Origin of the sequence: Flavobacterium caeni (assembly GCF_900101895.1) — a bacterium.
GTDB classification, from domain to species: Bacteria; Bacteroidota; Bacteroidia; order Flavobacteriales; family Flavobacteriaceae; genus Flavobacterium; species Flavobacterium caeni.
Genome location: NZ_FMVF01000004.1, coordinates 25,043 through 37,541 on the forward strand (window position 1 = coordinate 25,043; position 12,499 = coordinate 37,541).

Below are 12,499 nucleotides of genomic sequence, written 5' to 3' on the forward strand. Positions count from 1 at the left end.
ACCACAAATCGCTATCTTTAACCATGCAAACCGCCTACCTCCAAACCCCGCTCGGCACCGCAAGTATTACAGGCGACGACAACGGCATTGCGGCGATTTCCATACGCGACGGCGACCATGAGGTCACCCAAAAAATCCCCAAAACGCTTCAACCCGCGGTAAAGCAACTCCAAGAATATTTCGACGGCAAACGCACCACATTCGATTTCAAGTGCAACCCGCAAGGCACCGAATTCCAACAAAAAGTCTGGCAGGAATTGTTGAACGTTCCGTTCGGAAAGACCGTTTCGTACATGGACATCACCAAAAAGCTCGGCGATGTCAAAGCCATCCGTGCGGTCGCCTCGGCCAATGGGAAGAATCCGCTTTGGATTGTTGTGCCTTGCCACCGTATCATCGGCACCGACGGTTCGCTCACGGGCTATGCAGGCGGGTTGTGGCGCAAAAAATGGTTGCTCGAGCACGAAAATCCTTCGGCGCAACAAAGCCTTTTCTAAGCAAATTTTCGCTATATTCGTAAGACCAACCCCTGTTTTATGAAATTCCTCAAGAAAATCCTGATCGGCTTGCTCGCCATTGTCGGCTTGCTGGTCGCGGCCCTGTATCTTTTCGATTACGATTACCTGATCAAAGGCGTGCGAACCGTTTACATGAACGGACACAAAACCGCGTTCCTCGACGACTACCGTTATTTTGACAACCGCAAGTTGCCCAAAAGTACGAATCCGCAACCGTGGGCGATCGCAACCGACTACAACAAAGTAGCCGCTACACCGTTGCTCGACGAGTGGCACCAAAAGATGCAGACCGTCGCCTTCGTGGTCATTAAGAACGACAGCATCTGGAACGAAAGTTATTTCGATGGCTACACCAAGGATTCGCAATCCAATTCGTTTTCGATGGCCAAAAGCATCGTTTGCGCGGCGCTCGGCAAGGCCATCCAGCAAGGCCATATCCGCAGTCTCGATCAACCGGTTTCTGATTTTTATCCGCAATATGCCCATGCCAAGGACGGGCTCACCGTAGGCGATTTGGCGTCGATGGCCTCGGGACTCGATTGGGACGAAAGTTACTACAGCCCGTTTTCGATCACCACGCGCGCCTATTTTGACGAAGACCTCGATGCCGTCGCGCTCAGCATGAAAAGTGTCGAACCAAGCGGCAAAAGCTACAAATACCTGAGCGGAAATACGCAGTTGTTGGCCATGTGCATCCAAAAAGCAACCAGGATGGAATTGTCCAAATACGTATCCGAGAATTTCTGGCAACCGCTCGGTGCCGAAAACAACGCGCTCTGGCAAACCGATCATCCGGGCGGTATGGTCAAGGCCTATTGTTGCATCGCGTCGAATGCACGCGATTTTGCGCGGTTCGGGAAATTGTTTTTACAACACGGCAAATGGAACGGGACGCAATTGTTGGACAGCGCCTTTGTCGCCAAGTCAATCGTGCCGCGGTTTGCCGATTCGCCACAATATGGTTACGGTTGGTGGCTGGCCGAACGCGAAGGGAAACAAATTTTCTACATGCGCGGCCACCTCGGCCAATACACCATCGTGATCCCCGAAGACAATGTCATCATCGTACGCTTAGGACACCGCATGATCCGCAGCGATGTGGGCAAACCAGAAAGCCAGGACTTTGACGTTTGGGTCAGCGAAACACTCAAGATGCTGCATAGCCGATAGGATTTTTAAATGTGTTTTGTTTAAAACTATCGACGTAAACTATCGATGTATCAAATCATAAGATTGGGATTATCCAAACAAACCCCTAACTTTATGGTGCAAAACAACTATAAAACGAATCTTATGGAACACGGAAACGACCTCTCCAAATGTCCGTTCCACAACCCACACTCGGTGGGCGGCGGCGGCACAAAGAACACCGATTGGTGGCCTAACCAACTCAACCTGAACATCCTTCGTCAAAACGCACCGGCATCCGATCCGATGGATGCCGATTTCGATTACGCCAAGGCGTTCAGCAGCCTCGACTACGAAGGGCTTAAAAAAGACCTGCATGCGCTCATGACCGACTCGCAGGATTGGTGGCCCGCCGATTTTGGCCACTACGGCGGACTTTTTATCCGCATGGCCTGGCACAGCGCCGGAACCTATCGCGTGTTTGACGGACGTGGCGGCGGTGGCGCGGGCTTGCAACGATTCGCCCCGCTCAATTCCTGGCCAGACAACGTCAGCCTCGACAAAGCGCGCCGGTTGATGTGGCCCATCAAACAAAAATATGGCAACAAGATTTCGTGGGCCGATTTGATGATACTCGCCGGTAACGTGGCGCTCGAGTCGATGGGTTTCAAGACCTTTGGTTTCGCGGGCGGACGTGCCGATGTATGGGAAGCCGATGAATCGGTATACTGGGGTGCCGAGAGCACCTGGCTCGGCAATGACGAACGCTACGGACGCGGCAAAGAAGGCCTGGCCGAGCGCGGTGTGGTTTCGTCCGATGAAAATGCCGACGGCAAAACGCATTCACAAGACCTCGAACAGCCGTTGGCGGCCGCGCACATGGGCTTGATTTACGTCAACCCCGAAGGTCCGAACGGCAATCCCGACCCGTTGTTGGCAGCCAAGGACATCCGCGATACATTCGGTCGTATGGCCATGGACGACGAAGAGACCGTCGCGCTCATTGCCGGCGGACACACCTTTGGTAAGACGCACGGCGCGGCTTCGTCCGACAACGTAGGGAAAGAACCCGAAGCCGAAGACCTCGAATCGCAAGGCTTTGGCTGGCACAACCAATTCGGTTCGGGAAGCGGTGCCGATACCATCACGAGCGGGCTCGAAGTCACCTGGACCAAAACCCCGACCAAATGGAGCAACAACTTTTTCGAGAACCTGTTCAACTACGAATACGAACTCACCAAGAGCCCGGCCGGTGCACACCAATGGGTCGCCAAGAATGCCGAGGCCATCATTCCCGATGCGTTTGGCGGGCCCAATAAATTGCCGATGATGCTCACCACCGATTTGTCGTTGCGCATCGATCCGGCGTATGAGAAAATCTCGCGCAAATTCCTCAACGATCCCGATGCGTTCGCCGATGCGTTCGCGCGTGCCTGGTTCAAACTCACGCACCGCGACATGGGGCCGCGCGACCGCTACTTGGGTCCAGAAGTGCCACAGGAAGAATTGATTTGGCAAGATCCGATCCCAAAATCAAACGGCGCTACCCTTAGCCCAGCCGACGCCGATTCGCTCAAGGCGAAAATCCTGGCTTCGGGATTGACCGTTTCTGAATTGGTCTCGACCGCTTGGGCATCGGCTTCATCGTATCGGAACACCGACAAACGCGGTGGCGCCAATGGCGCGCGCGTAAGATTGGAACCGCAGAAGAATTGGGAAGTCAACAACCCTGCGCAATTGCAAAAAGTATTGGGCAAACTCGAGTCGATCCAAGCCGATTTCAACGCAAGCGGCAAAAACGTTTCGATTGCCGACCTGATTGTACTGGCCGGAAATGCGGGCGTCGAGAAAGCCGCCGCTGCCGCCGGACACAACATCAGCGTTCCATTTAATGCAGGTCGTGGCGATGCCTCGCAGGCGCAAACCGACGTCGAATCGTTCAACTACATGAGGCCCGCGGCCGACGGTTTCCGCAACTACCGCAGCGCCAAATTTCCGGCATCGACCGAAAGTCTGCTCATCGACAAGGCGCATTTGCTGGGGCTCACGGCACCCGAACTGACGGTGCTTGTAGGCGGATTGCGCGCGCTCGACACCAACTACGACGGCTCTAAGCACGGTGTGTTCACCCAACGACCGGGTCAACTCACCAACGACTTTTTTGTCAACCTGCTCGACATGGGTACGCAGTGGAAGGCACGTACGGCCGACAAGGAACTGTACGAAGGCCGTGACCGCAAAACCGGACTTGTCAAATGGACGGCCACGCGTGCCGATCTGGTGTTTGGCTCGAATTCCGAACTGCGCGCGGTGGCCGAGATCTACGCCCAATCTGACTCGAAGGACAAGTTTGTCCGCGATTTTGTCAAGGCCTGGGCCAAGGTCATGGATGCGGACCGTTTCGACTTGAAATAAGATTACTTTATTTTATGGATAAAAGGCGCTTTCGGGCGTCTTTTTTTTATGTTTGGGGTTGCGGGTCATTACTTTTTTTGTGCCGCCGCCGCGATGATTTCAGTGAGCACCGCCAAGTCGACGTCGGCCAATTGGTTGATGTACAAACAGCCCTTGCCCGTTTTGTGTTTGCCGAGTTGCGCGAGTTGCGCCGCATGGCTTTCGACGCTGTCGGCCAAATGGATCGACAAATTGGCCTTGCGCGGCGAAAACCCGATTTTAAACCAGTCGACTTCGCGACCCGTTTTGGGGCTTTGGTAACGCAACAACCCGAATCCGATCATCGCCGTTCCCCAAAGTCGCGGCGGTTCGCCCGTGGCGTTGGCCATGATTTGAACGATGGTGCGGCTGTCCTGGCGTTGCTGTGCGTCGGGTAGGGCGTCGAGGAATGCATCGACGCTTTGGTTGGTTTGTTGGGTTTTGATGATGGCTGGTTTTCCCATATCGTATGATTTAGATTCAATCAGAACATAGGTTCTTGACCTTCTATTGGTATCCAATTTTGGCGTCCAGCGCCATTTTGCTTTTCATGAAGCTGCCGCTGCCACGTCCAACGATTCGGTTCTTGGCGTCGTACAACACCGCATCGGCGATGAACAAATTGGCCGATTGGAACTGCAGTTCTCCTACGGCGCGAACGATTCCACCGGTTATGGGTCGCAACAGTTGTGTGTTGAACGAGACCGTGTACACGAACACATCGGTCACCACCGAATTCACGGCAAAGAACGCCGCGTCGTCGAGCAATTTGAAATACACCGAGCCGTGCGCAGCGCCTGCCGCGTGAAAATATTGCGGCGTGATCGGTAAGGTCAACTCGGCCTTTCCTTGCGCGATGTCGATGGCGATGCCGCGGTAGATCTCGGTGTTGACGGGCGCCGAAAGGTACATGCGCTGGAGTTTTTGATAGTGTTCCATAGCTTTTTTTGTATGTTAAAAATACGATTTTATGCAATGGTTACACTTTTTCTGTAGAAGACCATTTGGAATCTTCCTTACATTTATCGTCAAAATCAACGCCATGATCCAAAAAATCCCACTCGCCAACATCCTGTTCCTAGACATCGAAACCGTGCCGGAAGAGGAGCACTACCAAAACCTGGACGACGAATTCAAGTCACTTTGGGAACAAAAGACCCAATACCAGCGCCGCGACGAATTTACCCCCGAAGGCTTTTACGAACGCGCGGGCATTTGGGCCGAATTTGGCAAGATCGTATGCATGTCCGTCGGTTATTTTACGCTCAAGGGCGACATCAGGCATTTTCGCGTGACGTCTTTTTTTGGCGACGAAGTGCAGATTTTGAAAGATTTCAGCAACCTTTTATCCAACCATTTCAGCGGGCCGCAACATTTGCTGTGCGGGCACAACGCCAAGGAGTTCGACATCCCGTTTATTGCGCGACGCATGATCATCCACCAGATCCCGATTCCCGACAAGCTCAACCTTTTTGGCAAGAAACCGTGGGAGATTCCGCACCTCGACACGCTTGAATTGTGGAAGTTTGGCGATTACAAACACTTTACGTCGCTCAAGCTTTTGACCAAGATCTTGGGCATTCCGTCTTCAAAAGGCGACATCGACGGCAGCCAGGTAGGGCATGTGTACTACGTCGAAAAAGACATCGACCGCATCGTGACCTATTGCGAAAAAGACGTGGTGGCCACCGCGCAGGTTTTTCTGCGTTTGCGGCGCGAAGACTTGCTCGACGATGATGAAATTCTACATATTTAGCCTCAAAAAATCCACATTCGAAAAAAATCGCTATTTTTAAGCGTAATTTTTACACTTAAAATCATGCGTAGCTATTTTTTGCTTGTCTGTTTGGCCGTCCAATCGCTGATGGCGCAAGAACCTTTACCCGTCGTTAAGCCGCCCTTGGTGTTCAATCCCAAAAATCCGCATGTGCACGATCCCGTGATGATCAAGGAGAAAGGCGTGTACTATGTGTTCGGGACCGGAAAGGGCATCAGCAAGCTGTATTCGAAAGACCTCAAGACCTGGACCGAAGGCAAGCCCGTATTCGACAAAGTGCCCGAATGGACCAAAACGGCGCTGCCCGGATTCGACGGCGACATCTGGGCGCCCGACATCATTTTCCACCAAGGCCAATTCCATCTGTTCTACGCGTGCAACGCCACGCCAGGCAAACCCAACGCCGCCATCGGCCACGCGACCACGCCCACGCTCGACCCCAAAGACCCACGTTTCAAATGGACCGACCACGGCAAAATCATCCAGTCCATTCTCGGGCGCGACACCTGGCAGGCCATCGACGGTACGGTTTTCATCGACAACGGCACGGCCTGGCTCATTTTCGGTTCGTTCTGGGACGGCATCAAGGCGGTCAAGCTCACGCCCGATTTGATGCAGCTCAAATGGCCCGAAGAATGGCACACCATTGCACGTCGTCCGAGCCAACAAAAACCTTACAATTACGGACTCGAAGACAGCCAAATCGAAGGCGCATTTGTCTACAAACACGGCGATTATTATTATCTGTTCGCCTCGTTCGACATGTGCTGCCGTGGCATCAACAGCAACTACCATGTGGTGGTCGGGCGCTCGAAAAGCATCACCGGGCCCTATTTGGACAAAGCCGGCTACGACATGATCGATGGCAACGGGACCGATTTTGCGATCGGCGATGGCAAGCAGTACGCGGCGCTCGGGCACAATTCGGTGTACCGCATAGACGGCAAGGATTTGTTTGTCGCGCACGCTTATTCAATCCCCGATGACGGCGATTCCAAGCTCGTCGTGTGGGAACTCGAGTGGGACGCACAGGGTTGGCCGATCCTCAAACGATAAAAAAAGCCGGAAACAAATTTTAATGTTTCCGGCTTTTGTTTTTTGGGCGTCACCCTGCGGGTCGCGTCTTCGGCTGCACGCGGTGCTTGCCTCAACCGCTGACGCGGGCTTGTGGTTCGTTTGCGTTACCTGTTCAGTACGACTTTTTTGGTCGTTTTGTGTTTGCCGTTTTCGATCGACAACAAATACACGCCGTTTTGTAAATGGTCCAAGTGCAGTGTTTCCGACTGGGCGATGTTTGATTTCTCGAGGATTTGTCGGCCCTGCAAATCAAACAACGTCAGGTTTGTTTCGCCCGACAAATGCCCGTTGCGCTTGACGTTGACCACGCCTGTTGTCGGGTTCGGGAACACGCCAAAATCGATGGCGTTGTTTTCTTTTACACCCAAGGCCGGTTGCACCGTACAAAAGTTGATCTTAGCAAAATTAACAACACCGCCGTCACCCGGATGCGGATCACTCACATAAATCGTCCACACGCCGTTGGCCGGTTTATTGTTAAAGAAACTCAATTGTTCGAACGTACGAACACTTCCGGTAAGCGCCGGAACTTGATTCGTACACGAAACCGCTACGCCCGCGTCATCCACCGTACAATCAATGCCTTGGCTGTCGCCGCAAGGTTCTTGCAAAAGGATCACACGCGGGAAGCCCGTTTCAAACGTCCCTTCAAGTGTCACCGTCAAATCGCCGATATAGGTATGCGTGATGTCGAGCTCTACATTGATGTCGCCTACGGTCATGTCGCCGGTAACCGGAAACTGTAAAACCGCGATGCTGCTGAACTGGTCGCTGATGGTCGCATTGTTGTAATCCATAGGTTCAAAACTGTTGTTGCAAACAAGTTCACCCGTCTGGAAGTTTTGCGCCGTGGCTACGGTTCCTTCGCCGCAGCTGTTCACGGGGTACACACGCCAATAGTAATAGGTGGCCTCGTCAAGACCCGATACGGTGTAGCTGGCCGTGTCGGTGGTTCCGTCCGAGACGATATCGTTGAATGCCGCGTCGGTAGCTACCTGAACGTGGTAGGTGTCGGCATTGTCGATCGCGTTCCAGGTCAAATCCAAACTGGTCGCTACGCCTACTTGGCCGTTGCCCGGAGCGAGCGCCACAACGTCTGCAAAATCGGTGCTCGACACCTTGAGGATCACGGTGCGCGTCTCTGTTTCGCTGCCGTTGTTGCCAATGACAGAAACCGGATAAATGCCCGGTACGGCATTTTGCAAATTCGAAACCGTCATCGTAAAATTGCCCGACGCGTTCATCGTGGCAGGCGAGAACGATACCGATGCACCGTTGGGCAAGCCATTCGCGGTGAATGTCGTGGCGGTCGCGCCGGCGTTGGTGAATGCAAAGTCAAAGTTTGCCGATCCGTCCAAACAAGCGGTTTGCTCATCGGACAAAGACGTCATGCTAAAAGCCGAAGAAAGTCCCGTCACGACAAACGCAAAATCCTGCGGGCCGTTTACGAGCGTGCCTTTGTGTGTCACGGTAATGGTATAGGCTCCGGCCTCTGGCGTGTTGATGTTGATGCGCTCGACGTTATCGACCGAATTGTCTTCGGTAGCGATGGCCGCCTGATTCGCATCACTCAGCAATTTCCACGGATAGAAAGTGCTGCCGTCCTTGGTCACGCGGATGTCGAGGTCGTTCACCAACGCCGGCGTGGTGCTGTTGAGCGTACCGTTGTTGGCCGTACCCGGCACATCGGTCCAACAAATCGAAGCCAGCAAAGGCGTCGTACCGTCGGAAACCGCGGTAAAGCTAAAGGTTTGGTCTTGTTGCAACGTTTCTTCTGAAATCCAGGACTGTAGTCCGTTTTGGCTGATGGTTTGCGCTGCTTTTTTGGCGTTGAGCAATCCCCATCCCCAAACCGGATCCGGTCCTACCTTGCCGCGGTCGTCGGCGGTATGGCATGCCAATCCCTTGAGCGTGGCCGATTTCATGAAACGGTTGTTGACGTTGTTGTAATGTTGTTGTACGAGAATCAATGTCCCCATGACGTTTGGAGAGGCCATAGACGTGCCGCTCATCGATCCATAAGAGGAATTGCTGTTCGAGGTCGAAGAGGTCAAACCCGAACCGTTGCCCGCGATATCGGGTTTGATGCGTCGGTCATCGGTAGGGCCTTCGCTGCTGCTCGAATTGATCGACACGCTCAAAAGATTGCCCTGCGCGTCTACGTTGGCGTCCTGCGAATTGGCGACCACCAAGTTGTTTTTTGCAGTTTTGTTTCCCGTGAGTTTGTCATAACCCGGTGTCATCGGCGACGGGTTGTTCTCGTTACCGTCGTTACCGGCCGAAAGCACCATCAAATAATACGGCGCGTTGTAGGCGATTTGATCGACAATGCGCGCCGCGCCAGAATAAGCCCCCATGAACCAGCTGCCCGGGGCGCTTTCTACCGGAACGCCGTAAGAGTGGTTCGATAACAAAAGTCCGTTGGCCGCTTCGGCGGTGACTTCTGCCGTGTCGCTGTTCCAGTCGTAGGTGTGTAGGGTCGATTGTGGCGCCATTCCTTTGGCGTTGGCCTGTACGCCCGAGGCCGCAACGGTCCCGCTGACGTGGGTGGCGTGGGCGCTTAAGGTACCAGCGACGTCATTTACCGTGGCGCGTCCGCCGAATTCCTGGTGTGAAATACGCGTCGTGCCGCCGTCCCAAACCCCCGAAAACATGCCTTGGCCGTTGAGGTTGAGCCCGAGCGTCCCGCCCGTATGCAAGTGGTTGGCGCGCGTCGACTTGGCCGCGTTGACGTTGTCCAGCACATAGTAAATTGGTTTGCCGTCGTCGGTCACTGCCATCAATTCGTCGAATTCGCCGTTGGCATTTGGGCGCAAAATCGGCCATCCGTTGATACGCGCGGCTTCGATGGCTTTGGCTTTTTGGAGCTTGGCCTCGAGCGCCAGTTCTTTTTGCAGTTTGGCCAGTGCGACCAAATCGTAGTTTTTGGTGATTTGCTTGATTTGTTTGGCATCCTGTGCAAAGGCCTGAAACAACAGGGCCGGAAGCAACAAAAAGCCGATGGTTTTTAGGGTAATAGCGGTGGTATTTTTCACAAAATTAGGTTTGGGTTTTTTAAAAATTTTCCAAATATAAGCAATTGTTGTTCACACGCTTATTTAATCTCATTATAGATAAAAAATTAACGTAGGGTTGCGCATTTTGTGTGGCGAATCCTATAAACCGATAAAAAATTTCGAATCGCAACCGATAAGCGTTACATTTACGAAAAATATCGAGCATGGTTTTAAGTAGATTCTGGCTGGCGATCTTTATCTCGTCGATTGCGTTCATCATCATCGGACTGTTTGTCGGCGACCATTATACGATCGATTTCATCCTCAACGGCAAAAAAGACGAACCTATCCAGGTGGCCGAAAAATACCTCAATCAGGTGCCGAGGTTCGTAGCCGACAGCATCGAGAAAGCACCCGACAAAACGCTCGTCATCGATCAAATCACCAGCGATCCCGACACGACTTATGTGTACAAAAACCAGACGGTCAAGATTTACAGCGGCGTCCAAAAATCCGACGGATTGCTGCCCACTTGTAAGAACACCATCCTCGATTTGATCATCCCGCTCATCGCTTACCTCGCTTTTTTTTGCGGACTCATGGAACTGCTGATCATCTCGGGCGCGGCCGAAAAGTTGGCCAAGGGGCTTAGTCCGGTATTTGTGAAGATTTTTCCGAGCGTGCCCAAAAACCACGAATCGATTTCCTACATGACCCTCAATTTCGCGGCCAATTTCCTCGGACTCGATTCGGCGGCGACACCGTTCGGGCTTAAAGCGATGCAAAGCCTGCAGGAGCTCAACCCCGACAAAGACAAAGCCTCCGACCCGCAAATCATGTTCATGTGTTTGCATGCGGCCGGACTCACGCTGATCCCAACGTCGATCATCGGGTACCGCGCGGCCGAGAACGCCGCCAATCCCGCCGATGTAATGCTGCCGTGTATTATCACGTCGTTCATCGGGACGGTCGCTGCCTTTTTGATCGTGGGCATCCGCCAGCGCATCAATTTCAAAAGCGTGTCGCTGGTCGTGGGACTGATGGCGCTTATTGGCGCGATCGTCGGGTTGTTGTTTTACATCAACGCGCTCGATTTGATCGGTAAAAATTACTTTACGTCAAACCTTTCGGGCTTGATGCTTGTGGGGATCATCGGATTTACCCTTGTTTTTTCGTGGATGCGCGAAAAGCGTTTTACCGCCGCAGATACCACCATTTTCGATACGTTTGTGGCCGGTGCGCAAAACGGGCTCAAGACCGGAATCACGATTTTTCCGTATGTACTCGGGATGCTCGTCGCGATTTCGCTGTTCCGCAACAGCGGGTTGTTCGAGATCATCAGCAATTGGATTTCGTTTGCGTTCTCGCAAATGGGTGTGGGCAAACAAGTCACCGATTCGTTGCCCGTGGCCATGCTCAGGCCGTTTTCGTCGGGCGGCTCGCGCGGCTTTATGATAGACGCCATGCGCACATTTGGCCCCGATTCGTTTACGGGAAGGTTGGTTTGCATCTTCCAATGCAGCGCCGAGACTACGTTTTACGTGATCGCCGTATACTTCGGATCGGTCAAGATCAAGAACACGCGGTACACGCTGGGCACCATGTTGCTGGTTGATTTGATTTGTGTGTTCGCGGCCATTTTCGTCGCGAGCTGGTTCTTTTAATCGACGATGATCTTGCTTGATTTTAGCGTGGCGCCGTTTTGAAGAAGTTCGGCCCAATACCAGCCGCTTGCCAGGTTTTCGCGCGCGATTGTTACCTTTTTCCCGTTGAGGTTTACTACAGTTCTGATGCGTCGGCCGTTGGCGTCGTACAAATGCAATGAAGCTTTTTCGAGTGTAACGGCACTATCGATGGTCAATGTTTGTGTCATAGGATTGGGCGAAAATACGATGTCTGTAGGCCGAAGATTTTCTACAACACCCAACGGCGCGAAATCGCCACAATATTCGGGATCGCCAAACACCTGCGCACTGCCCTGGAAACTGCAACGCGTGTACACGCGATAGCCACCGCCACTCGAATAAACGGGTGCGTACATAAAGAAATCGGGGTAGAACGGATGCGCGTCGGTACCCACGCCTTCGATCCAGGTTTGGTAAACATGGCCGCCGTTGAACAGCGGGATCGATTCAAGTACCAGCCGTTTGCGCGGGCCGTCGTTGACAAGGACTTCGTCGGCGGTTACCGAAAACGCTACGCCTTTGAGCGTAATCTCGTCGCCGGTTTCGAGGCTGAAATCGTAGAGCAGTTCGTCCTGCCCGTTGACGATCTTGTACACTTTGCGTGTTTCGACTTCTTCGCGCAGGTAAATCGTATCCATCAACACCACAGGGGTAACGCTCCATTGCGGAAAAGGATCGACAAATTTCTTGTAGGTATGATCGCCAATGACCACATCGGTCCCGGCCTCGATGACTTTGGTGATGGGCGGTCGGCAGCAAGAAACTAAATCGTAAACCACCCAGGTGGGTTGTTCGAGCAACGGGTGGTATTCTTGCGATACGCCCTTAAAAAAACAAGCAAACCAGAGCGCGAAAAAAAGGAGTTTGGCTTTCATGATGTGCGTT

The 12,499-nt window shown here is 53.0% G+C and carries 10 protein-coding genes; 6 read left to right on the top strand and 4 right to left on the bottom strand.

All coding sequences use genetic code 11. The features are described from left to right. Nucleotides 1–23 precede the first annotated feature (23 nt). From BLP55_RS04185 to katG, 3 genes are all read left to right on the top strand, one after another. Nucleotides 24–497, top strand: a complete 474-nt coding sequence (locus BLP55_RS04185; RefSeq protein ID WP_091141085.1) for a methylated-DNA--[protein]-cysteine S-methyltransferase — start codon at nt 24–26, stop codon at nt 495–497. Between the two features lie 39 nt (nt 498–536). Beyond that, on the top strand, nt 537–1,688 hold the full coding sequence (locus BLP55_RS04190) for a serine hydrolase domain-containing protein (protein WP_091141086.1): 1,152 nt from the start codon (nt 537–539) through the stop codon (nt 1,686–1,688). Nucleotides 1,689–1,811: 123 nt separating this feature from the next. Beyond that, nucleotides 1,812–4,061: a catalase/peroxidase HPI gene (gene katG, locus BLP55_RS04195; RefSeq protein WP_091141087.1), complete on the top strand. Its 2,250-nt coding sequence runs from the start codon at nt 1,812–1,814 to the stop codon at nt 4,059–4,061. A gap of 68 nt (nt 4,062–4,129) precedes the next feature. Here katG and BLP55_RS04200 read toward each other — a convergent pair whose 3' ends face one another. Both BLP55_RS04200 and BLP55_RS04205 read right to left on the bottom strand, forming a co-directional pair. Continuing rightward, a complete protein-coding gene (locus BLP55_RS04200; protein ID WP_091141088.1) occupies nt 4,130–4,543 on the bottom strand; it encodes a DUF1801 domain-containing protein in 414 nt (137 codons plus the stop codon). Nucleotides 4,544–4,586: 43 nt separating this feature from the next. After that, the gene (locus BLP55_RS04205; RefSeq protein WP_091141089.1) at nt 4,587–5,018 is read right to left on the bottom strand and encodes a PaaI family thioesterase; all 432 of its coding nucleotides are present in this window, start codon (nt 5,016–5,018) and stop codon (nt 4,587–4,589) included. A 103-nt stretch (nt 5,019–5,121) separates the two neighbouring features. Here BLP55_RS04205 and BLP55_RS04210 point away from each other — a divergent pair, with 103 nt between their 5' ends. Together BLP55_RS04210 and BLP55_RS04215 are read left to right on the top strand one after the other, a co-directional pair. Continuing rightward, a complete protein-coding gene (locus BLP55_RS04210) occupies nt 5,122–5,835 on the top strand; it encodes a 3'-5' exonuclease (protein ID WP_091141090.1) in 714 nt (237 codons plus the stop codon). A gap of 63 nt (nt 5,836–5,898) precedes the next feature. Then, nucleotides 5,899–6,912 (top strand): family 43 glycosylhydrolase, encoded by a 1,014-nt coding sequence (locus BLP55_RS04215; RefSeq protein ID WP_244503413.1) that lies wholly within the window; start codon nt 5,899–5,901, stop codon nt 6,910–6,912. 125 nt (nt 6,913–7,037) lie between these two features. Here BLP55_RS04215 and BLP55_RS04220 read toward each other — a convergent pair whose 3' ends face one another. Further along, entirely contained in the window at nt 7,038–9,968 is a 2,931-nt protein-coding gene (locus tag BLP55_RS04220) for a S8 family serine peptidase (protein WP_091141091.1), read from the bottom strand. A 185-nt stretch (nt 9,969–10,153) separates the two neighbouring features. On the opposite strand from BLP55_RS04220, the gene BLP55_RS04225 reads away from it, so the two are divergent. Beyond that, the gene (locus BLP55_RS04225) at nt 10,154–11,593 is read left to right on the top strand and encodes a nucleoside recognition domain-containing protein (protein WP_091141092.1); all 1,440 of its coding nucleotides are present in this window, start codon (nt 10,154–10,156) and stop codon (nt 11,591–11,593) included. On the opposite strand, the gene BLP55_RS04230 is transcribed toward BLP55_RS04225, so the two are convergent. Beyond that, complete coding sequence (locus tag BLP55_RS04230) at nt 11,590–12,489, bottom strand: T9SS type A sorting domain-containing protein (RefSeq protein WP_091141093.1); 900 nt, start codon at nt 12,487–12,489, stop codon at nt 11,590–11,592. The two genes, BLP55_RS04225 and BLP55_RS04230, sit on opposite strands and share 4 nt — an antisense overlap. Between the last annotated feature and the right edge of the window lie 10 nt (nt 12,490–12,499).